Here is a 21639-nt window from a genome sequence, read left to right as displayed (position 1 = left end):
GCTTCTCTCCTTATTGTATTTTGTGTTGCCAATAACCACACAGACAACGAGGAGAGAATAGCAAATTGAAAGGGTATGCAAAAGAGGAACTTACCCTGCCGCGACGCGGCAGGGCAGGGATTAGCGAATGGTTTTAGGTGTCATGACGCGACGCGCGCCGACGTAGTGGCGAACCCAGTAGTCTTCACTCAGCGAGGTGATCTGAATATCCTGACCGCTGCGTGGTGACTGAATGAATTTTCCGTTACCGACATAGACACCGACGTGGTCAGCCGTGCCGCGACCCTGTGTACGGAAGAAGACCAGATCGCCGTTTTCCAGCTCACCACGGTCAACCGGAGAAGCATCGCGCAGGTGGTACATTTCATTGGCAGTACGTGGAATGCGGAACTTCACCAGATCTTTATAGGCGTAATAGACGAGGCCACTGCAGTCAAAACCGGTACGCGGTGAACTGCCACCCCAGTGATAAGGTTTGCCAATTTGCCCCATCAGTTTGTTCATCGCGGTTTTTTGCGCTTTCTGTACACGCACTTTATGCACTTCCGCTATTTTCGTGACCTTCGTGCATTTCGCCTTGTGGCCTTTACGCGTGATGCATTTTTCAGTCACGAGGTTGGCGGCAGTCTGCGAGGCTTTACTTTTGGATGTGTGAGCAGTGCGGGAAGATTTTGTTTTTGTCTTGCTTGAAGCGGTTTGTTTAGTCTGAGCAGTTGTTTTTTTCTTATCGTTCTTACTGGTGGTTTTTTTCTTACGTTCTGTGGCTTTCACCAGATGGTTCTTTTGCACAGCAGAATGCCGCGCCTGCTGAGAGGCGTTTGCCACTGGCGTGAAAGTGAGTGATGTAAACAGTAAAGCACAGAGCGTGATCGAGATTTTATTTATCCGCGCCACTGGGCAGTCCCCTGATAAATGCAGGTCATCTATAGTACCTGCGTATGATTTACAAAGCCCGTCGATTCTAATCCATAAAAACCCGAGAAGTTAATAGCATTTTTCAATCTACAATCGAGTTTCGTTAGCAAGTGCAAAAAAATTCATCGTTCTGTCGCACATTTGTTCACTCCCTAAGCAAAACCCTGAGTGCAGCAGGGTTAAACACCATTTGCAATGCAACTTTTCATGAGTCGCGGTAAAATAAATAAACGTGACAAAAATGTTATTTTCCGATGCCAGTCTGAACCGCTACAATGTCAGACTAATGCCGTAACAGAAGTTAAAGGAAGCAAGACATGAGCACCACTATTGAAAAAATCCAGCGCCAGATCGCTGAAAACCCGATTCTGCTGTATATGAAAGGTTCTCCGAAGCTGCCAAGCTGCGGCTTCTCCGCGCAAGCCGTTCAGGCACTGTCTGCCTGTGGTGAGCGTTTTGCTTACGTTGATATCCTGCAAAACCCGGACATCCGCGCTGAGCTGCCTAAGTACGCTAACTGGCCGACGTTCCCACAGCTGTGGGTAGACGGTGAACTGGTTGGCGGTTGCGATATCCTGATTGAGATGTATCAGCGCGGTGAACTGCAGCAGCTGATCAAAGAGACGGCGGCTAAGTACAAAACTGAAGAGCCGGACGCAGAGTAACTTTCTGCCGAAATAAAAAAGCGACCTCTTCAGGTCGCTTTTTTTTACTCTTCGCTGTCGCCCATCGGCAGCGGCCAGCCGCCCAGACGTTTCCAGCGGTTGACGATCTCACAGAACAGCTCTGCAGTGCGTTCCGTGTCATACAGGGCAGAGTGCGCCTGCGTACCGTCAAACTCAATACCTGCCGTGATACAGGCCTTTGATAACACCGTTTGCCCCAGCGCCAGGCCACTCAGGGCGGCAGTATCGAAGGTGACAAATGGGTGGAAGGGATTTCGTTTGAGCGAGGCACGCTCTGCGGCGGCCATGGTAAAGCTGTGATCGAATGTGGCGTTATGGGCTACCATGATCGCGCGGCTGCAGTTGCTCTCTTTCATACCTTTACGCACCATCTTAAAAATGGCGTGCAGCGCATCATATTCACTGACTGCACCACGTAACGGGTTATGCGGGTCGATACCGTTAAACGCCAGTGCTTCCGGCTGTAAGTTTGCCCCTTCAAAAGGATCAACGTGGAAATGCAGCGTGGTGTCCGGTGTAAGCCAGCCCTGTTCATCCATCTTCAGCGTGATGGCGGCAATTTCGAGCAGCGCATCGGTTTTAGCGTTAAATCCGGCTGTTTCTACATCAATGACAACGGGATAAAAACCACGAAAACGGTCGCACAGACCGCTAAATTGAGCGTTATCGGACATCAGGGTCTCTTACATGGGGAAAAAGCAGAGCGCATTATGGCAAATTTTGGAAGGGTATGCAGTAAAACTACGGGCGCATATTGCGCCCTGAGGGATCAGTTGCCCAGACCGCGACCGGCGTCTTTGGCTTCAATCAGCTCGATTTTGTAACCGTCCGGATCTTCCACAAACGCAATCACGGTAGTGCCACCTTTGACCGGGCCCGCTTCGCGCGTCACGTTACCGCCGTTGCTGCGAATGCGCTCACACGCTTCCGCCGCGTTGTCCACTTCCAGCGCGATATGGCCGTAGGCCGTACCCAGCTCATAGCTGTCTACGCCCCAGTTGTAAGTCAACTCAATCACCGCTTCGTCCGTTTCCGGGCCATAACCCACAAACGCCAGCGAGTATTTGTATTCCGGGTTTTCACTGGTGCGCAGCAGTTTCATACCCAGGACGTTAGTGTAGAAATCAATAGAACGTTGCAGATCGCCAACGCGCAGCATGGTGTGAAGTAGGCGCATAATTTCCTCATTAACCTATGGAATAGAATATGTTTTTGAACAGAAACGATGTTTTAGTATAGCGGCGAATTGTCGCCGCTATCAATGCTCATTGGAGGGATTACAGAGAAGGGTAGTCGGTGTAGCCTTCTGCACCACCGCCGTAGAAGCTTTCCGGACGCTGTGGGTTCAGTGCCGCTTTCTGCTGCAGGCGGGCAACCAGATCCGGGTTGGCGATGTAGTCGCGGCCAAACGCGACGGCGTCGATCAGACCTTTATTGATCAGATCTTCGGCTTTCTCAGGAGTATAGGCTCCCGCACCGATGATCACGCCGTGGAAACGGTCGCGTACTTTCTGACGGAAAGCCTCTGTGTAAGGCTGACCACCGGCCCAGTCGGGCTCGGACATGTGCAGATAAGCAATACCACGTTTCGCCAGCTCTTCAATCAGATACAGCGCGTCCGCTTCTTCGTTCGGACCGTTGTCGACGTTCTGGAAAGAGCCAATCGGGGAGACGCGGATACCAATACGATCCGGACTCCACTCCTGGCATACGGCGTCAACCACTTCCAGTACCAGACGGGCACGGTTTTCGACGCTGCCGCCATACTGATCGGTGCGATGGTTAGACGACGGTGACAGGAACTGATGCAGCAGGTAGCCATGCGCGGAGTGCAGTTCAATCAGGTCAAACCCGGCTTCACGCGCATTGGCTACGGCCTGGCGGAAGTCGTTAACGATACCCGGGATCTCGTCCAGCTCAAGTGCGCGTGGCATAGAAGTATCAACGCGGATTGCGTGACCATTTTCATCACGCAGTGAAGTACGGGTATTCGCGCTCAGGGCGGAAGCGGAAACCGGTGCCTGACCGCCTGGCTGAATGCTGTTGTGAGAGATACGACCGGTGTGCCACAGCTGAACCGCAATACGACCTTCTTCAGCGTGAACGCCCGCGGTGATTTTCTTCCATGCGGCGATCTGTTCCGGGCTGTGAAGACCCGGCGCGCCCGCATAACCTTTAGCCTGAGCAGAAATCTGTGTGGCTTCCGTGATGATCAGGCCAGAGCTTGCGCGCTGACGATAGTATTCACCCATCAGTGGGGTTGGGATGTCACCCGGCTCAATGCTGCGTAGACGGGTAAGCGGAGCCATAAACACGCGGTTTGGTGCAGTGACGGCACCCACTTTCAATGGGGTAAATAATTTTTCAGCTGACATAAAGACTCCTGAGTAGACCAGTCGACTAGTAATGAGGTAAATAAAAACGCCTGTTAAACGCCAGGCGTAGTAATGCTGTTTTTCACATGTGCCAGTGCGCTTTCCAGCGGCACGGCACTGCGCGAAATCTTGGCCTGCAGATTAGCGCCCAACCAGAGGGCGTATAACACCTGCGCCTGAGTTAAAGGCTCACCGGAAAAGGCCAGCGTTTTTTCATCGCGGCCTTTCTCCAGTGCCTGAGCCAGCAGGGCGATAACACCACTGGCACCTTTATCCATTGCCGTGCGCATGTCTTCGGAGAGATCGCACACTTCAGCAGAAAGTTTTACCGTCAGACATCCGCTGATAATGCCCTGCTGGCAGAACTGGTTCAGCGTTTCCTGATAGTAGTTCAAAACACGATCGCGATAGTTACCTTTACCCGATGCAAAGTGGGACGCCAGACGCTGGTGATAACCAGCATAATGACGCTCCAGCATTGCGACGCCAAATGCCTCTTTGGACCGGAAGTAGTGGTAAAACGACCCCTTCGGTACCTCAGCGGTTTTTAATAGCTCGCTCAGACCCATACCGGTGAACCCGCGATGCATGCAAAGTTGCTCGCCGGTCGCCAGTAAATGTTCGCGGGTATCGTGTTCAGTATTTCTGCTCATGGCCGCACTCTAATAGACCGTTCGGTCTAATGCAAGCGAGTTTATTGACGACACGCGTGCAGAATATCCAGTTGCTGTTGATAAACCGTTGATTTCACGTCCATCATACCCAGTACAGTCGAGAACAAATTGTCCTGAGAAACCGCATTTTTTGCCGCATGGTCACGTAAACACTGCTCGTTGATGCCAAAGTTTTTCGCATAGTCCGGTGACAACCAGAACATAAACGGAATGTGTGTTTGCTGTTCCGGTGCCAGCATGTACGGCGTGCCGTGCAGATAGATACCGCTTTCACCCAGCGATTCGCCGTGATCTGAGAGGTAAATCAGCGCAGTGTTCATGCTTGCCTGTCGTGCTTTCAACGTATCAATCGTTTTACTGACCACGCTGTCGGTATACAGGATCGTGTTGTCATAGGTGTTTATCAGCGCCTGATGATCGCAATCCTGAATTTCGTTGGTGTCGCAGGTTGGGGTGAATTTACGGAAATTATCCGGATAACGGCGATAGTACGCGGGGCCGTGACTGCCCATCAGGTGGATAACCAGAACGGTATCTTGCTTCAGGCCATCCAGGACGTTGTCCAGGCGGTAGAAATTCACGTCGTCGATGCAGGACTTGTCTTTGCAGAACTGATCCAGTTTCCACTGCGTCATGTCGGTATGGGGGATGCGATCGCAGGCACCTTTACAGCCGCCATCGTTGTCGCGCCACAGCAGATTGATACCCGCATGCTTGAGCACGTCGAGCAGTCCTTCCCGATGATGAGCCAGGTCAGCATCGTATTTGCTGCGCGTCATGCCGGAGAACATGCAGGGAACGGATACCGCGGTTTCAGTACCACACGAGGAGGCTTGCGGGAAGTTAATCACATCCTGCTTTTTCAGTTCCGGGTTTGTTTCGCGTTCGTAGCCGTTCAGGGAGTAGTTCGCCGCGCGTGACGCTTCGCCGACGACAAGCACTAGAACGGTTTTCTTTTGCTGACCTGAAATCAAGGGTCCTTTGTGTGCATCTTCGCCAATCCGCACCAGCGTCTGATCGCCTGCAAACCAGCGCATTTTGCTGTACTTCATCACGGCACTGACGTAGTTCGCGGGGGTGACCATTTTGACAATGCTTTTGTTATTACGAAACAGCGACGCGTAATCTTTATAAAATACGGCGGCAATAAGGATAATCACCAGCAGGGCACCGAGCATTGCGGCAACGCGCATCAACAGGGCATACCACCATTTCCCGGTACGAATGCGGGTCAATACCAGCACTACGGATGGAATGAGACCGGCAACAATAATCCACAAAATCATCTGTGGCGTTACCAGGGCGGTGGCTTCCTGGGAGTTCGTTTCGAACACGTTCACGATCATGTTCTGATCGATAACCGCGCCGTAGGTGTACATAAAGTAGGTGGCAGCGGCGCACCCGAGCGTCAGCACAATCAGCAGCGGCTTGCGAATAAAGGGAATATTGAGCAGGCTAAACACAATCACCCAGCCGCAAAACAGCACCAGCGGTACGGTAGCGGCAAAGAGGATATCGTGAAGATGAGCGGGGGCGATAATTGCCCAACTGCGTTGTATAAATAGCGCGTTTACCAGGGTAAAGAAGAGCGCACAGCCAAGAGTAAATTTAATGTCGTTACACTGTAACTTTTTAATTAACCGCATCGAATGAAAAACCTGTCATTTTAATGATGGGGCGAGTATAGAGAGGGAAGATTAGTGAAACCTTAATGCCACAAATCTGTGGTAAAGCCCTTGCACGCGGCATGTTTAACGTCTTCACTGTAAGTGATAGCGGTAATCTGGAGGTGAGTGTGGCAGAGCAACTGGAGTTTTTCCCCATCCAGAGCCCGTGCCGGGGTATTTGTCAGGTAGATGAACGTGGATATTGCCGCGGGTGCATGCGTACCCGTGATGAACGTTTCAACTGGCAAACCTTTAGCGACACGCAAAAACAGGAGGTGCTTCGACTCTGCCGACAGCGACTTCTGCGCAAAATACGCGCAAATAAAGCGGGTGAGGCAGAAGAACCCCAGCAACCTTCACTTTTTTAACACGGTAATTGCGTATACTCATGACATCACGTCCTTGAGGAAAATGTTATGGTTCAGCGAATTACCCTTGCCCCCCAGGGGCCAGAATTCTCCCGTTTTGTGATGGGCTACTGGCGCCTGATGGACTGGAATATGTCCCCCCTCCAGTTGGCGAGCTTTATTGAAGAGCATCTCGATTTAGGGATCACCACGGTCGATCATGCCGATATTTATGGTGGCTACCAGTGTGAAGCCGCGTTCGGAGAGGCGCTCAAGCTGGTTCCGGCCCTGCGTGAACGCATGGAGATCGTCACGAAGTGCGGTATTGCCACCACGGCAAAACCTGAGCATGCCCTCGGTCATTACATCACCGACAGTGCGCATATCATCAAAAGTGCTGAGCAGTCGCTGGTCAATCTGGCGACGGATCATATCGACCTGCTGTTAATCCACCGTCCCGATCCGCTCATGGATGCCGATGAAGTGGCCGAAGCGTTTCTGAATCTGCATCAGAGCGGGAAAGTCCGTCATTTTGGCGTCTCAAACTTTACCCCGGCACAGTTTGCGCTGCTTCAGTCGCGCCTGCCATTTACCCTGGCCACTAACCAGGTCGAGATATCCCCGGTTCACCAGCCGCTGCTGCTGGATGGGACGCTTGACCAGCTACAACAGCTTCGCATTCGCCCGATGGCGTGGTCGTGCCTGGGAGGGGGACGCTTGTTTAATGACGATGAATTCCAGCCGCTGCGCAATGAACTGGAAACCATCGCCCGCGAGCTCAATGCTGAGAGCATCGAACAAGTGGTGTACGCGTGGATCCTGCGCCTGCCGTCAAAACCACTGCCAATTATTGGTTCTGGTAAAATTGAACGCGTACGCTCTGCGATTGCGGCAGAAGAGCTGCAGATGACCCGTCAGCAGTGGTTCCGCATCCGTAAAGCCGCACTCGGCTACGACGTACCGTAAACCAGCAAAAAGTGACTTTCCGGTGAAATGTTTGCCCCTGGTATAAACTTAAGGGGCAAAAAATAACCCGTGGAGGTCATATGAAGCGTTTTGCTCTGGCGCTCGTCACGCTGGTAGTCTGCGCTGGTGCGCAGGCGGCCAGTGATGAAGTGGAAATGAATCTTGTCACCTCTCAGGGTGTGGGGCAGTCCATCGGAACGGTGAAAATAACCGAAACCGACAAAGGACTGGAGTTCGCACCCAACCTCAAAGCACTCCCACCCGGTGAACATGGTTTCCATGTTCATGCCAACGGTAGCTGTCAGCCTGCGCTGAAAGAGGGGAAAGCCTCGGCGGCGGAATCAGCGGGCGGCCACTTTGATCCCCAACACTCCGGTAAACATGAAGGTCCGAACGGGATGGGGCATCTCGGCGATCTCCCTGTTCTGGTGGTGAATAACGACGGGAAAGCCACAGAGCCCGTCGTTGCGCCACGGCTGAAAAAGCTGGCTGAGATTAAAGGCAAAGCGCTGATGATCCATGTTGGTGGTGACAATATGTCCGATCAGCGTAAACCGCTTGGCGGTGGCGGGGTGCGTTATGCCTGCGGCGTAATTTGATCCCCAATGGTTCCCGGAGGAGGCGCTTGCTCCAGCTGTGACAGTGAGCAGTGCAGGCGCCAGATGATCGAGGCCAAATCACGTGCGGCAGGCAAATGGTGCCGCGCGAGGGTATCGCAGATCCGCTGCAGCTCAGTCAGTGTGGCTTCGAGGGGACGTTGCTGGACACCGCGTTCACTCATGACATCACGTAGCAGGGAGATGCAAACATCCCGAACCTGTGAGAGGGGATCAGAGCGTGTTTCCCATACGCGAAGCTGCCAGACGACGTGTGAACAGTTCAACAGCACTACGCCCCAGCGCAACAGCCAGCGGCGGGAAAGTGCGTCCTGGCTGTTATTCAACTGGCTGACATGGTGATATACCAGCGATTCATACTCATTTTCACTCAGATGCGGTTTACGACTGAGTTGGTCGACAAACCCCCGGCGTAACTCCCGGATGTGCCGACGACTCTTGCGCGCATCTGAACCGGGGCGTAACACCGCGAAGGCCAGCCAGGCCAGTCCGACACCGAGGATCTTCGCCAGGTTGTCATTGAGAAAACTGGCGTAATCGTAAACCGGCGGATTCGTCACGGAAATAAACGACCCCATAAAAACAATCAACTGTCCCCATAGCCCCGCCAGTTTAGGCATTTGCAGCTTCAGAAGCTGCATGGTGGTTAACAGCGGAAACAGAAACAGCAGAAACTGCCACAGGTCACTTATCTGCACCATCAGGCCGAACTTCACCACAAAACTGAACAGAGACAGTAATACCAGGGTGCGCATCAGTAGCGTAAGAGAGTTAAACGGTGAGGCAGCAACGGAGTAAAGCACGCAGCTGATGGCAGCGAGCGTCAGGGCAGCTGTACCGGAGTCCCACTGCGTGGCAATACTCCACGCCCCCACCAGCATCAGTGCGCAGAAGGTGCGAAAGCCGCTCCACAGTGCTTCGAGATAGTCTGTATGGCGTGCGAGCGCTGGACTACCCGGGACGTTGAATTCAGTCACCGGGGTGGCATTCTCGACGGCGCTAATCCAGCGGCTGCTTCGCAGATACAGCCGGCAGAAATAATTAAGACGCTGCCAGAAGGCGCGATGACGATAATCGTACTCATCGACCGGGGCGAGCGGCGCAATGATCTTCGCGACGGTGTAGATGTCCGCATCCGGGCGTGCAAGCGTTGCGAGCAGTACGTCAATCACCGCACGGGTGTTTTCTGGTGGCGTCGGCCAATTGAGTAACATCCGGCGCAGGCTGGAGATAGCGCTGGTCATGCGCAGCTGCTGGTGCAGCAGATAGTTAAGCAGGGTATTCTGACGGCGAAAGCGGTAATGGCTCCAGAAGGCCTGGATGCGTAACAGATTCATGGTCAGGATCTGCCCGATGACCTTTTCATGGGCGAGACGGATCTCATCGTTGGTATCAGGTTGCCACAGCAGGCTTGCGTGCTCCAGCAATCGGGCATGCATGGTTTTCAGCGCGGTGATGAGCGCGGTGCCGTCGGACGTACTGGGCAGGATCATCATCATAAACCCGCCGCTGAGGATACCGACAATCACTTCACAGACGCGCGCCTGAGCGATATCCCACAGTTCGGTGGTATCGAGTACGTTAACCACCGGAAAGGCAATGATGGCGGCGGTATAGCCCGCCAGCTGGAAAGCATAGGCGACGTTGTTGGTAAAATGAGCGCAGGCCCAGGTACAGCATCCCAGCCATGCCGCCATGCTCAGCAAGAACAGCCATGGATCGTTCAACGTATGACCGGCGATAATTAACGCTGCAGTGGCACCCAGCAGGCTGCCTGCGATACGACCGAGGCTTTTACTGATAACACCTCCGACCGTGGGAAAACTCACCACCGCCGCAGAGGTCATCGCCCAGTAGGGTTCATCAAGGTTCAGGTAATAGGCGATGGTCAGCGCAAGACACATCGCGATGCCATTACGCAGCGCATAGCGCCACTGGGGACGCGTCGCTTTCATCCACGGCGTGTTACGCCAGGAGAGCACCTGCAGTTTCATTAACGGGTTCCGATGGAGACGGTACAGGTCGTGCCGGATACCAGGGTGATGTCCTGCGGTAGACGGTCAAACTCTACGCGAACCGGAACGCGTTGAGCCAGACGCACCCAGGGAACGTTCGGCTTAATGTCCGGTACCAGGCCGGAATCCGTTTCAACGCTTTGATCGTATATCGCCCGACCAATACTGGATACGTGACCCTGTAACTTTTGCGAGCTACTATAAAGGGTAATGGTTGCCGGAGAACCCTCGCGGATATGGCGAAGTTTGGTCTCTTCAAAATAGCCCACGACATAGAAGGAGTGGCTGTCGACGAGGGCAAACACCGGCTGTCCGGTAGTGGCATAGTTACCCACACGCGCTGAAAGGTTGGTCACCCATCCGTCGACAGGCGATGTTATAACGGTTTGGGTTAGCTCCCACTGGGCTTGTTTCAGCGTAGCCTCAGCCACATTGACGCTTGCCTGCATGGCCTTAACGTTGATATTCGCAGTATCTAAATCTTCTGCAGAGATGTAATTTTGCGATAAATGTCGGCGGCGGTTTGCCTCGTTGTTGGCTTTCGCTAAGTCAGACTGGGCTTTTGCCAGCTGAGCCTGGGCATTCAGAATCGCAATGTGATACGGGGTATCGTCGATACGGAATAGCACGTCCCCCTTTTTAACATACTGGTTATCGTTAACAAGAAGCGCCGTGATACTCCCTGAAACCTGGGGAGTAATGCTGACCTGTTCAGCGCGAATTTTGCCATCACGCGTCCAGGGTGATTGCATATAAAAATTCCACAGCCACCAGCCTGCAACCAGCGCGAGAGCGAGGACAAACAACGTGGAAAAGTACTTCAGCGTTTTCAGGGGCATATTCACCACACCAGCAAGACAGCAAGGCCCAGACACACGGAGAGGGCAAACAGGGAGAGATCCATCAACATGGGATGCCAGATTTCGCCGGAATACATCCAGTCACGAAGCAGACGATGTGCGATGAGCCAGAGAATAAAACCTACCAGCACGGCTTTAAACAGAGGCGGAAAGTAGACTGATGCACCGAAGATCAAGTCCTGAAGGGGCAAACCTTCTGAGTGATGAAAAAACGTCACAGGTAGAAATCCTTTGCAGTGAACAGAATGTCACAATGGCTTGTCTTAGTATGATGAGGTATCACAATTCAGTGTAAGTCATACTTTTAAGTTCCATGAATGCAGTATTGCATTTGTTTTGGCAATATAAATGCTGCACACTATTCTAAAATCAGTATAATAACTTAGCAAGCTAATTATAAGGAGATGAAATTGGAATCGCCATTAGGTTCTGATCTGGCAAGGTTGGTACGCGTCTGGCGTGCTCTGATTGACCATCGCCTGAAACCTCTGGAATTGACACAGACACATTGGGTTACGCTGCATAACATTCATCAGCTGCCGCCTGAACAGTCGCAAATTCAACTGGCAAAAGCGATAGGTATTGAGCAACCGTCGCTGGTGCGTACGCTTGACCAGCTGGAAGAGAAGGGACTCATCTCCCGGCAAACCTGCGCCAGCGATCGTCGCGCTAAGCGGATTAAACTCACAGAGAAAGCGACTCCCATCATTACTGAAATGGAAGCCGTGATTACCAAAACGCGGGGTGAAATCCTCTCGGGTGTTTCTCCGGCGGAGCTTGAAATGCTCATCAGCCTTATTGGTCGCCTGGAACAAAACATCCATGAGCTGCAGTCGCGCGACTGACATTCCAAAGGGCCTTGCAACAGCAAGGCCTTTTTCATTTAAAGACGACTACGCGGTTACGGCCTGTCTCTTTTGCTTCGTACATTGCCTTATCGGCACTTTCCACGCACTCTTCTGCAGTAATCCCTGATGAGGTTGCCGTAAATATTCCCATGCTGATAGTGATCGGTTCTGGTAACTGCCCCTCGCTGCTGGCCTTATCAAAGCCGCTCAGATTGAGCCGTATGCGTTCAGCCACCTTGTAAGCCTCTTCTGAAGAGGTGTTAGCCAGCATCAGTACAAACTCTTCGCCACCGATACGGGCCGCAATATCTTGTGGGCGCACGGAATCCATCAGCAGATGAGCGACAAACTGCAACACTTTGTCTCCCTGGAGATGCCCATAGTTGTCGTTGATTCGCTTAAAGCGGTCGAGATCGCTGACGATAACAGAAACAGGACGACTGGCTTTGGCGATATCCAGGGCCTGATTTAATGATTCATAGAAATAACTGCGGTTATAAAGCCGGGTGAGCGGATCGCGAATCGAGTTCTGATACGATTGCTGATACTTTAAATGTGAGTCACGATACAACCTGAAGACATCATAAAGCAGAACAAAAATAATAAGCAGCGTAGCAACCGTTTCAAATAATCGGGCCCGATACCAGGCGATATCTTCAGCGTGTCCGCCAGCCAGTAGCATTGTCAGCGTCACAATATAACAGACGCATAAGAAATTACCGCCAACCCAGAAAAGGTTACGTACCCGGGTAATAAACATTAGTGTTGCTAACGTTACTATCCAGAGAACAATAAGAAGAATATTAATGGCCTGGCTCCAGAGAACCATAAATTGCCGGGTTTCATTATCGACAAGATCCAGTAATAACAGTGATGAATGACTGGAACAAAACCACGCCAGAGCCACCATAGAAACAGTAAAGATAAATCCGCCAGTCACGATGGAAATATGTACCGGACGTGAAAGCGGGTAATCCCGGATGGTATAAAGCAAGGCTGAAAGGATAATGAGAACCGCCATGATAAGATGGCGGAACATAAAGAAGATCATGGCATCATTATAGTTAACTGCATTGAACTGATAGAGAGCTAACCAGGAAGGGAAGCTGGATAGCGTTCCTACCATCATCATCGCCGAGCCGGCAAAGGCTAAGGCAATTGCAATCAGATACAACCTTCTTCGATCACACCAGTATTTCATTGCCATAAAACAGGCAATAAACAGGTGAAATACCAGTAAGAAAATGGTCAGTGTAGGGAATAATAACGGAGAGAACGACGGTACCCGTTCGACAAGTTCTAAAAATAAACCCTGCAATAGCCCAATGACGGCAATGCAGCCGATACAGAATAAGAAATAACGGTTCTTCACACAATTATTCATCGCAAGCATATAAGTTTTAACAAAATTATAATAAATAAAAAAAGGCAATTGCGATGAGTTTAACTAATGAATTTTATAAATACTTTGCGCAGGAACAATATCAAGACTAATTAATAATAAGTTAAGTATATATTTGTGTGAAAGTATTAATTAATATTATATTTTTGTAAATGGATGTGGCCTGGTGACCACATCCAAAAACGAATTAACGTGGAGAAACGGTAACCTGGCTTCCGTTGCTCGCCAGAACAACGCGCTGGCCTGCAGAGAAACGCGTGCTACCTTGTTTCTGAACAACCATGATGGTGCTGCCATCATCTTTACGGATTTCCAGCTCTACACCCTGGGTTTTGTTCATCGCACCCTGAACGCCCTGGCCTGCTACACCACCGGCAACGGCGCCTGCTGCGGTCGCCAGAGAGCGGCCTGTACCACCGCCGACGGTATTACCCAGGAAACCACCCAGCACAGCACCGCCGATTGCACCCATCACGTTGTTTTCATCACCACCCTGGATTTGTACAGGACGGGCATTAACAACGGTACCGTAAGTCACATTCTGAACCTGTTTCGCTTCAGAAGCGCTGTAAACGTCGCCAGAAAGTGAACTGTCATTCACACAGCCAGCCAGAGTTAAACCAATCAGCGAAACGCCCAGTACACGTAAAATCATTTGAATCTCCTGTTCACCAAAAACGCCCGATTGAGGGCATCCGTTATGGCTAAATTATATGGCATAAGGGGCCATAGTTCATATCTTTGCACTAACAATGGGAAAATTGTACTTGAATTTGACTTAACGAGACATAAACAGTCTTCGCACGTGTTACCCGTCTGACATTGTTAAAAAATATTATCGCCGGATAGCAAAGCAGCGCTGTTTATGGTTGAGTGGATACTCTTAGCCCACGCAACGTAAGGAAAGCGCATGAAATCGGGTCGCTACATTGGTGTGATGTCAGGCACCAGTCTGGATGGGGTAGATGTCGTTCTGGCCGCCATTGATGAAAACATGGTGGCGCAGCAGGCGAGCCTGACCTGGCCAATCCCCATTTCACTGAAAGAGGATATTCTGAGTATCTGTCAGGGGCAGCAACTCACCCTTTCCCAGCTAGGGCAGCTCGATGTACGCCTGGGAGCGCTGTTTGCTGATGCGGTACAGGCGTTAATGCACAAAGAACATCTTCGTCCACAGGATGTGGTTGCCATTGGGTGTCACGGACAAACTGTCTGGCATGAGCCAGGTGGCGAAGCACCGCATACCCTGCAAATTGGTGATAACAACCAGATTGTGGCAAAGACCGGTGTAACGGTGGTGGGCGATTTTCGTCGTCGCGATATTGCGCTTGGAGGACAGGGTGCACCGCTGGTGCCCGCTTTCCATCAGGCTTTACTGGCGCACCCTTCAGAACGCCGTATGGTGCTCAATATTGGTGGTATCGCCAATCTGTCCATGCTCATCCCGGGACAGCCCGTACGTGGCTACGATACCGGCCCGGGCAATATGTTAATGGATGCCTGGATCTGGCGTCAGTGCGGTCAACCGTATGATAAAAACGCGGAGTGGGCGAGCGCGGGTAAAGTGATTATTCCGCTGTTGCAGTCCATGTTAAGCGACCCTTATTTTGCACTACCGGCACCGAAAAGCACGGGGCGCGAATATTTCAACTATGGCTGGCTTGAGCGCCAGCTGGCGCAATTCCCGGCACTCGCGCCGCAGGATGTCCAGGCAACACTTGCTGAGTTAACGGCCGTGTCGATATCTGAACAGGTGCTTCTCAGTGGCGGATGCGAACGTCTGCTGGTGTGCGGGGGAGGAAGCCGAAATCCGCTGGTGATGGCGCGTCTTGCCGGGCTACTGCCGGGTACAGAAGTCACGACGACAGATGAAGCGGGTATCAGTGGAGATGATATGGAAGCGCTGGCCTTTGCATGGCTTGCCTGGCGCACGATTGCCGGGCTACCGGGCAATTTACCGTCGGTAACCGGTGCGCGTGAGGCGAGCGTCCTTGGTGCCATTTTCCCGGCCAACCCTCGTCAGAATCAGAGTTAACTGAAATTCAGCGTCGCGTATTGTCGTTAGAATGGAATAAAAACAGGAGGGCAGTCACGCCCTCCAGGACCAGGAAAGTCGTCGGAATACGCTCATGAAAAAACTTCTTCTTATTGTCGCGCCTTTGTTGCTGTCAGGATGCAGCGTCTATAACCAACTCGTTGAGCGTATGCAGACCGATACGCTGGAGTATCGTTGCGATGAAAAGCCGCTGACCGTTAAGCTGAATAACCCGCGCCAGGAAGCCAGTTTTGTGTACGACAATAAATTGCTGACCCTGAAGCAGGGCATCTCGGCCTCCGGTGCACGTTATACCGATGGTATCTATGTCTTCTGGTCGAAAGGGGACAGCGCCACGGTCTACAAACGTGACCGTATCGTGCTGAACAATTGTCAGCTGGAAAATCCGAAGCGTTGAGATTTTTACAGGGGCGGCGCACAATAGCGCCACCCAATCTCAATGTCAGCTAACGCCATGTCAGATAACGACGAACTGCAGCAAATCGCGCATCTGCGCCGTGAATACACCAAAGGTGGCCTGCGTCGCCAGGACCTTCCCGCTGAACCCCTCGTGCTTTTTGAACGCTGGCTGAAACAGGCTTGCGAAGCGAAACTGGCCGACCCAACGGCTATGGTTGTCGCAACGGTCGATGAAAACGGTCAACCGTATCAGCGCATCGTATTGCTCAAGCATTATGACGAGAAAGGTTTGGTGTTCTACACCAACCTGGGCAGTCGCAAAGCACATCATCTGGAAAACAATCCGCGTATCAGCCTGCTGTTCCCTTGGCATATGCTGGAGCGTCAGGTCATGGTGACAGGCAAAGCGGAACGTCTCTCGACGCTGGAAGTGGTGAAGTATTTCCACAGCCGTCCGCGCGACAGCCAGATTGGCGCCTGGGTCTCAAAACAGTCGAGCCGAATTTCAGCTCGCGGCGTGCTGGAAAGCAAATTTCTTGAGCTGAAACAGAAGTTCCAGCAGGGTGAAATCCCTCTGCCGAGTTTCTGGGGCGGTTTCCGCATCCCGATTGAGCAGATGGAGTTCTGGCAGGGGGGCGAACATCGCCTGCACGATCGCTTTTTATACCAGCGCGACAATGGCGGCTGGAAAATCGACAGACTGGCACCGTAATCCCCGAAATTTGTTGATTTAAGCGCTAGCGCACACCGCGCTTGCGCTTTATTCTATGGTACTTTCGCATCAGGCGAAAAGTCGTGTACCGGCAAAGGTGCAGTCGTTTATACATGGAGAATTTGATGGCAAGCAGTAACTTGATTAAACAATTGCAAGAGCGGGGCCTCGTGGCTCAGGTGACGGACGAGGAAGCGTTAGCAGAGCGACTGGCGCAAGGCCCGATCGCGCTCTATTGCGGCTTCGATCCCACCGCTGACAGCTTGCATTTGGGGCATCTTGTTCCATTGTTATGCCTGAAACGCTTCCAGATGGCGGGCCATAAACCTGTTGCCCTGGTTGGCGGTGCGACAGGTCTGATTGGTGACCCAAGTTTTAAAGCCGCTGAGCGTAAACTGAATACCGAAGATACCGTGCAGGAGTGGGTGGATAAGATCCGCAAACAGGTTGCACCGTTCCTCGACTTCAACTGTGGTGATAACTCCGCCATTGCCGCTAACAACTATGACTGGTTTGGCGGCATGAACGTGCTGACTTTCCTGCGTGACATCGGCAAGCATTTCTCTGTTAACCAGATGATTAACAAAGAAGCCGTGAAGCAGCGTCTGAACCGTGATGACCAGGGTATCTCCTTCACCGAGTTCTCGTACAACCTGCTGCAGGGTTATGACTTTGCCTGTCTGAACAAACTGCACGGTGTTTCCCTGCAGATTGGCGGTTCTGACCAGTGGGGTAACATCACCTCCGGTATTGACCTGACCCGTCGTCTGCACCAGAACCAGGTCTTTGGTCTGACCGTTCCGCTGATCACCAAAGCCGACGGGACCAAATTCGGTAAAACCGAAGGTGGCGCGGTATGGCTTGATCCGAAAAAGACCAGCCCGTACAAATTCTACCAGTTCTGGATCAACACGGCTGATGCCGATGTATACCGCTTCCTGAAGTTCTTCACCTTTATGGACATTGAAGAAATCAATGCCCTGGAAGAAGAGGACAAAAATAGCGGTAAGGCGCCACGTGCACAGTACGTGCTGGCGGACGAAGTGACTAAACTGGTTCACGGTGAAGAAGGTCTGGCCGCGGCAAAACGCATTACGGCAAGCCTGTTCAACGGCACACTGAGCGATCTGAGCGAAGCGGACTTCGAACAGCTGGCGCAGGACGGCGTGCCAATGGTCGAGATGGAAAAAGGTGCTGACCTGATGCAGGCGCTGGTGGACTCCGAGCTGCAGCCTTCCCGTGGTCAGGCGCGTAAAACCATTGCGTCTAACGCTATCACCATCAATGGTGAGAAGCAGTCCGACCCGGAATACACCTTCACTGACAGCGATCGTCTGTATGGTCGCTACACGCTGCTGCGTCGCGGCAAGAAAAATTACTGTCTGATCTGCTGGAAATAATTAAAAGTAGCCAGGGGCGTGGGAAACCACGCCCCTTTTGTTTTTACAGGGTTTGGTAAGAAAAAAATGAAGAACATCCTCGCCATTCAGTCCCACGTTGTTTTCGGACATGCTGGCAATAGCGCAGCGGAATTTCCAATGCGCCGCCTCGGTGCCAACGTCTGGCCGCTCAACACCGTACAGTTCTCCAACCACACGCAATACGGCCAATGGACCGGCTGCGTAATGCCGCCTTCACACCTCACGGAAGTTGTGCAAGGAGTTGCCGATATCGGCCAGCTCAAACGTTGTGACGCGGTACTGAGCGGTTATCTCGGTTCAGCAGAGCAAGGAGAGCATATCCTCGGTATTGTTCGCCAGGTGAAAACGGCAAACCCAGCGGCAAAATTCTTCTGTGACCCTGTTATGGGCCATCCGGAGAAAGGCTGCATCGTGGCACCGGGTGTCGCAGAGTTTCATGTTCGCCATGCGCTGCCCGCCAGCGATATCATTGCGCCAAATCTGGTCGAACTGGAGATCCTTTGCGAGCATCCCGTTAACAGCGTAGAAGAGGCGGTAAGCGCGTCCCGCGAGCTGATAGCTCTGGGGCCAGAAACTGTGCTGGTGAAACATCTCGCGCGTGCAGGGCTTAGTAAGGACCGTTTTGAGATGCTGCTGGTGACGAAAGACGATGCCTGGCATATCAGCCGTCCGCTGGTGGATTTTGGCCCACGTCAGCCGGTAGGGGTTGGGGATGTGACCAGCGGTCTGCTGTTGGTGAAACTCCTGCAGGGTGCAACGTTGCGAGATGCCCTGGAGCATGTCACCGCGGCGGTATACGAAATCATGATTGCGACGAAAGAAATGCAGGAGTATGAATTACAGGTCGTTGCGGCACAGGATCGTATTGCTAAGCCGGAACACTATTTTAGCGCAACGCAGCTTTAAAAGATGCCGGGTGGCGCTGCGCTTACCCGGCCTACTCCACCCGTAGGCCCGTGCAAGCGCAGCGCCGCCGGGCGATGTTAGTTAAGACCTTCCGCTTTCAGCGCTGCAGCTACCGCAGGACGTTCTGCCATGCGTGTCATATACGATGCAATATGGTCTAACCCTTCCAGGTTCAGCTTAACCGCGCGCGCCCAGCGCAGTACGGTAAACAGGTACGCATCGGCAATTGTGAAACGCGAACCACAAATCCACTGGTCGTCTTTCAGCGATTCGTTAACGTACTGCAGCTTTTTCTCAAGAAGCGCACGCAAGGTGGGTTTGTACTCTTCTGGCGTATCGGGACGGAACAGCGGCGTAAAGCCTTTATGCAGCTCGGTCGCAATGTAGTTCAGCCACTCCAGCGTTTTATAGCGAGAAACCGTACTTACCGGTGCCAGTAACTGGCGATCGGGCACGCTATCTGCCAGAAACTGCATAATCGCCACACCCTCGGTCAGCAGAGTACCGTCATCCAGCAACAGTGCCGGAACTTGTCCCTTCGGGTTGATGGCAAGAAAATCATCACCGTTTTCCAGACGTTTTTTCATCAGATCAACGCCATCCAGCGTAAAATCTTTGCCGCTCTCGCGCAGGGTGATATGGGAAGCAAGAGAGCACGCGCCCGGTTTGTAGAACAGTTTCATCGGTAACTCCTTTTTGCTGAGGTTTCAGCTATGTTAGTGCGCGAACGGGTAAAAAAAAAGCCGCTAATGCATTAGCGGCTTCTGTTATGTCGTTTCTCAATGATATTACGCGGTAGCGGTTTTAGTCGCTTTAGCGGTCTTGTCGTCGTCCTGAGTCATACGATTCAGTTTCGGTGCCGTCAGCAGCATCAGAGCAGCGATGACTGCTGTAGCGATACCAATCTGCATGAATACAGTACCGTAGACGTTCAGAGAGACCAGTGGGTCAGTGACGTTATCCGGAACGGCCATCAGGTTTGCAATCTTACCTGCAATGATTGCTGCACCGGCAGTGGTCAGGAACCAGCTACCCATAATGAAGCCCATCAGACGCTGTGGTACCAGCTGTGCAACCATCGCCAGACCCAGACCGGAGATCATCAGTTCACCGATAGACTGCAGAGCGTAGCTCAGGATCAACCAGTTAACGGAAACGATACCTGCATCAGTCGCGAATTTGGTACCCAGTGGCAGCACCAGGAAGGCGCCGGAGCACAGCACCATGCCGATGGCAAACTTGTGCGGCATTGGCAGACGGTCACCCATCTTGTTATAGATAGCGGCCAGAATTGGGCTGCCAATCATAATCCAGAACGGGTTCAGGGCCTGATACTGCTCCGGTTCGAATGCGATACCCAGAATTGAGTGCTCAACGTTACGAATGGCGAAGAAGTTCAGAGAGGTTGGCATCTGGCTGTACAGTACGAAGAAGATAATCGCTTCCAGCATCAGAATGAACGCCACAATCATCTTACGACGTGCAGCACCCTGCATGGCGAAGGCTTCTTTTGCGAAGATAATCACGATACCCAGTGCAACCACACCCAGAACCGCACGTGCGATACCCTGGTTGTGCAGCAGCCAGGTCGCGATTGCTGCAAGGATCACAACGCCTACAATGGTCGCCAGCAGTTTACCCACATGTACGGGTTCGAAGTCAGGTTTTGAACCGTAGTTTTTAACCCAGCGTTTGCAGAAGGCAAAGTTGACAACGGTGATCAGCATACCGACCACGGACAGGGAGAACGCCACGCTCCAGCCGAATTTAGCGGCCAGCCACGGTGTTGCCAGCATGGAGAAGAAGGAACCGATGTTCACGGACATGTAGTACATGGTGAATGCACCGTCCAGACGCGGGTCATCTTTGCTGTAACAGGTAGAGAGCAGGGAAGACGGGTTCGCTTTGAACAGCCCGTTACCCACGGCGATGGTCGCCATGCCCATATACACGACAGCAGCATCATGACCAGACCACGCAACCAGCGCATAACCGATTGCCAGTACAATGGCACCCAGCATGATAACGCGTTTAGTACCGAGAACTTTATCACCCAGCCAGCCGCCGATTGCGACCAGACCGTAAACCAGAGCACTGAAGGAGGAGAACAGCGTGATGGAATCGGCTTCGGACATACCCAGCTGTTTTACCAGGTAAACCGCCATGATCCCTTGCAGGCCGTAATAACCAAAACGCTCCCATAACTCGATAGAGAAGATGAGATAGAACGCTTTTGGTTGTTTAAAAGCGTTAAGACTTACGCTTTCATCTGTTGGTTTATTGTTTGCAGTAGACACATATACCTCTTTTTTTACATCCCATATTAACGGGGGTGTTCATAGCGTGATGGCCATAGTCCATACGCCTTATAGTTATTTTGGGAGGAGAAACGGCGGGTAATGTTCACTATCCTGCTCCATCTGGCAATACGTTTGTAATAATCTGTTACATATATCTTGGGTGGTATAATCGTCGGTTTATATAAATGTTATTCAGCGTTAAATTTCATACGGTGAGTAAAGGTAGTTTTTTCGACTGGTAATGACCGGTCATAATTGGGTTTTGGCGATATGTTCTGCTATTTGCCTCCTGGTGCAGTGATATAGCCCATATTCTGAAAAATAGCTGGTCTTATCTACGGTGATGGGAGGGATGTGTCTTGTCAGATAAAGGGTTTAGGCCGATTTTGACAACAAAAAATCAACATGAAGTTATCAGGGTGATCGCGATCACAGATATATAGAAATTTTTGGATATAAAAAAACTATTAACC

Annotated in this window: 23 protein-coding genes; 10 read left to right on the top strand and 13 right to left on the bottom strand. The window is 51.9% G+C overall.

The genetic code is table 11. The annotated features are described in order from the left end of the window. Window positions 1-120: 120 nt before the first annotated feature. A complete protein-coding gene (locus AC0XWG_RS20340) occupies window positions 121-894 on the bottom strand; it encodes a C40 family peptidase (RefSeq protein ID WP_028017288.1) in 774 nt (257 codons plus the stop codon). A 338-nt stretch (window positions 895-1232) separates the two neighbouring features. Between AC0XWG_RS20340 and grxD the strand changes: the two genes are divergently transcribed. Further along, window positions 1233-1580, top strand: coding sequence for a monothiol glutaredoxin 4 (grxD, locus tag AC0XWG_RS20335; RefSeq protein WP_003832760.1), 348 nt, complete (start codon window positions 1233-1235; stop codon window positions 1578-1580). A gap of 44 nt (window positions 1581-1624) precedes the next feature. On the opposite strand, the gene rnt is transcribed toward grxD, so the two are convergent. The 5 genes from rnt to eptA all read right to left on the bottom strand — a co-directional run bounded on the left by rnt (window position 1625) and on the right by eptA (window position 6296). After that, a complete protein-coding gene (gene rnt / locus AC0XWG_RS20330) occupies window positions 1625-2275 on the bottom strand; it encodes a ribonuclease T (protein WP_049006331.1) in 651 nt (216 codons plus the stop codon). A 95-nt stretch (window positions 2276-2370) separates the two neighbouring features. Continuing rightward, a complete protein-coding gene (gene gloA, locus AC0XWG_RS20325) occupies window positions 2371-2778 on the bottom strand; it encodes a lactoylglutathione lyase (protein ID WP_013096923.1) in 408 nt (135 codons plus the stop codon). A 100-nt stretch (window positions 2779-2878) separates the two neighbouring features. Next, complete coding sequence (gene nemA, locus AC0XWG_RS20320; protein WP_049006327.1) at window positions 2879-3976, bottom strand: alkene reductase; 1098 nt, start codon at window positions 3974-3976, stop codon at window positions 2879-2881. A gap of 53 nt (window positions 3977-4029) precedes the next feature. Beyond that, window positions 4030-4629, bottom strand: coding sequence for a TetR/AcrR family transcriptional regulator (locus AC0XWG_RS20315; protein ID WP_028017291.1), 600 nt, complete (start codon window positions 4627-4629; stop codon window positions 4030-4032). 41 nt (window positions 4630-4670) lie between these two features. Further along, entirely contained in the window at window positions 4671-6296 is a 1626-nt protein-coding gene (gene eptA / locus AC0XWG_RS20310) for a phosphoethanolamine transferase EptA (RefSeq protein ID WP_128347960.1), read from the bottom strand. A gap of 101 nt (window positions 6297-6397) precedes the next feature. Here eptA and AC0XWG_RS20305 point away from each other — a divergent pair, with 101 nt between their 5' ends. The 3 genes from AC0XWG_RS20305 (at window position 6398) to sodC (ending at window position 8229) form a co-directional block, all read left to right on the top strand. After that, window positions 6398-6685: a DUF1289 domain-containing protein gene (locus AC0XWG_RS20305; RefSeq protein WP_161788399.1), complete on the top strand. Its 288-nt coding sequence runs from the start codon at window positions 6398-6400 to the stop codon at window positions 6683-6685. 48 nt (window positions 6686-6733) lie between these two features. Further along, complete coding sequence (locus AC0XWG_RS20300; RefSeq protein ID WP_049006321.1) at window positions 6734-7630, top strand: aldo/keto reductase; 897 nt, start codon at window positions 6734-6736, stop codon at window positions 7628-7630. Between the two features lie 80 nt (window positions 7631-7710). Further along, window positions 7711-8229 carry a superoxide dismutase [Cu-Zn] SodC gene (sodC, locus tag AC0XWG_RS20295; protein WP_475680989.1) on the top strand — a complete coding sequence of 173 codons (519 nt, stop codon included), beginning with the start codon at window positions 7711-7713 and terminating at the stop codon, window positions 8227-8229. Here the strand turns inward: sodC and AC0XWG_RS20290 are convergent. Genes AC0XWG_RS20290 through AC0XWG_RS20280 form a run of 3 tightly spaced genes read right to left on the bottom strand, consistent with a single transcriptional unit; the run spans window position 8208 to window position 11340 of the window. After that, window positions 8208-10241, bottom strand: coding sequence for an FUSC family protein (locus AC0XWG_RS20290; protein WP_128347959.1), 2034 nt, complete (start codon window positions 10239-10241; stop codon window positions 8208-8210). The genes sodC and AC0XWG_RS20290 overlap by 22 nt on opposite strands. Then, complete coding sequence (locus tag AC0XWG_RS20285) at window positions 10241-11101, bottom strand: efflux RND transporter periplasmic adaptor subunit (RefSeq protein WP_028017297.1); 861 nt, start codon at window positions 11099-11101, stop codon at window positions 10241-10243. Before AC0XWG_RS20285 ends, AC0XWG_RS20290 begins: the two co-directional genes overlap by 1 nt. A gap of 2 nt (window positions 11102-11103) precedes the next feature. Then, window positions 11104-11340 (bottom strand): DUF1656 domain-containing protein, encoded by a 237-nt coding sequence (locus AC0XWG_RS20280; RefSeq protein ID WP_028017298.1) that lies wholly within the window; start codon window positions 11338-11340, stop codon window positions 11104-11106. Window positions 11341-11526: 186 nt separating this feature from the next. Here AC0XWG_RS20280 and slyA point away from each other — a divergent pair, with 186 nt between their 5' ends. Beyond that, window positions 11527-11967, top strand: a complete 441-nt coding sequence (gene slyA / locus AC0XWG_RS20275) for a transcriptional regulator SlyA (RefSeq protein WP_028017299.1) — start codon at window positions 11527-11529, stop codon at window positions 11965-11967. Between the two features lie 34 nt (window positions 11968-12001). Here the strand turns inward: slyA and AC0XWG_RS20270 are convergent, their stop codons facing one another. Beyond that, window positions 12002-13363, bottom strand: coding sequence for a sensor domain-containing diguanylate cyclase (locus AC0XWG_RS20270; RefSeq protein ID WP_028017300.1), 1362 nt, complete (start codon window positions 13361-13363; stop codon window positions 12002-12004). A 196-nt stretch (window positions 13364-13559) separates the two neighbouring features. Next, on the bottom strand, window positions 13560-14027 hold the full coding sequence (gene slyB, locus AC0XWG_RS20265; RefSeq protein ID WP_008500578.1) for an outer membrane lipoprotein SlyB: 468 nt from the start codon (window positions 14025-14027) through the stop codon (window positions 13560-13562). Window positions 14028-14282: 255 nt separating this feature from the next. On the opposite strand from slyB, the gene anmK reads away from it, so the two are divergent. The 5 genes from anmK to pdxY all read left to right on the top strand — a co-directional run bounded on the left by anmK (window position 14283) and on the right by pdxY (window position 18866). Beyond that, the gene (gene anmK, locus AC0XWG_RS20260; protein WP_028017301.1) at window positions 14283-15407 is read left to right on the top strand and encodes an anhydro-N-acetylmuramic acid kinase; all 1125 of its coding nucleotides are present in this window, start codon (window positions 14283-14285) and stop codon (window positions 15405-15407) included. Between the two features lie 94 nt (window positions 15408-15501). Further along, a complete protein-coding gene (gene mliC, locus AC0XWG_RS20255) occupies window positions 15502-15825 on the top strand; it encodes a C-type lysozyme inhibitor (protein ID WP_028017302.1) in 324 nt (107 codons plus the stop codon). Between the two features lie 57 nt (window positions 15826-15882). Beyond that, a complete protein-coding gene (gene pdxH, locus AC0XWG_RS20250; RefSeq protein WP_028017303.1) occupies window positions 15883-16539 on the top strand; it encodes a pyridoxamine 5'-phosphate oxidase in 657 nt (218 codons plus the stop codon). Between the two features lie 125 nt (window positions 16540-16664). Continuing rightward, the gene (gene tyrS, locus AC0XWG_RS20245) at window positions 16665-17939 is read left to right on the top strand and encodes a tyrosine--tRNA ligase (RefSeq protein ID WP_028017304.1); all 1275 of its coding nucleotides are present in this window, start codon (window positions 16665-16667) and stop codon (window positions 17937-17939) included. Between the two features lie 66 nt (window positions 17940-18005). Continuing rightward, window positions 18006-18866 carry a pyridoxal kinase PdxY gene (gene pdxY / locus AC0XWG_RS20240; protein WP_128347958.1) on the top strand — a complete coding sequence of 287 codons (861 nt, stop codon included), beginning with the start codon at window positions 18006-18008 and terminating at the stop codon, window positions 18864-18866. A gap of 77 nt (window positions 18867-18943) precedes the next feature. On the opposite strand, the gene gstA is transcribed toward pdxY, so the two are convergent. Both gstA and dtpA read right to left on the bottom strand, forming a co-directional pair. Next, entirely contained in the window at window positions 18944-19549 is a 606-nt protein-coding gene (gene gstA, locus AC0XWG_RS20235; RefSeq protein ID WP_028017306.1) for a glutathione transferase GstA, read from the bottom strand. Between the two features lie 105 nt (window positions 19550-19654). Then, on the bottom strand, window positions 19655-21163 hold the full coding sequence (gene dtpA, locus AC0XWG_RS20230) for a dipeptide/tripeptide permease DtpA (RefSeq protein ID WP_028017307.1): 1509 nt from the start codon (window positions 21161-21163) through the stop codon (window positions 19655-19657). Between the last annotated feature and the right edge of the window lie 476 nt (window positions 21164-21639).

It is taken from the genome of Enterobacter sp. DVT3837, assembly GCF_056238685.1.
The sequence above is the reverse complement of the archived record's forward strand: the minus strand, read 5'-3'. Positions and strand labels throughout refer to the sequence as shown.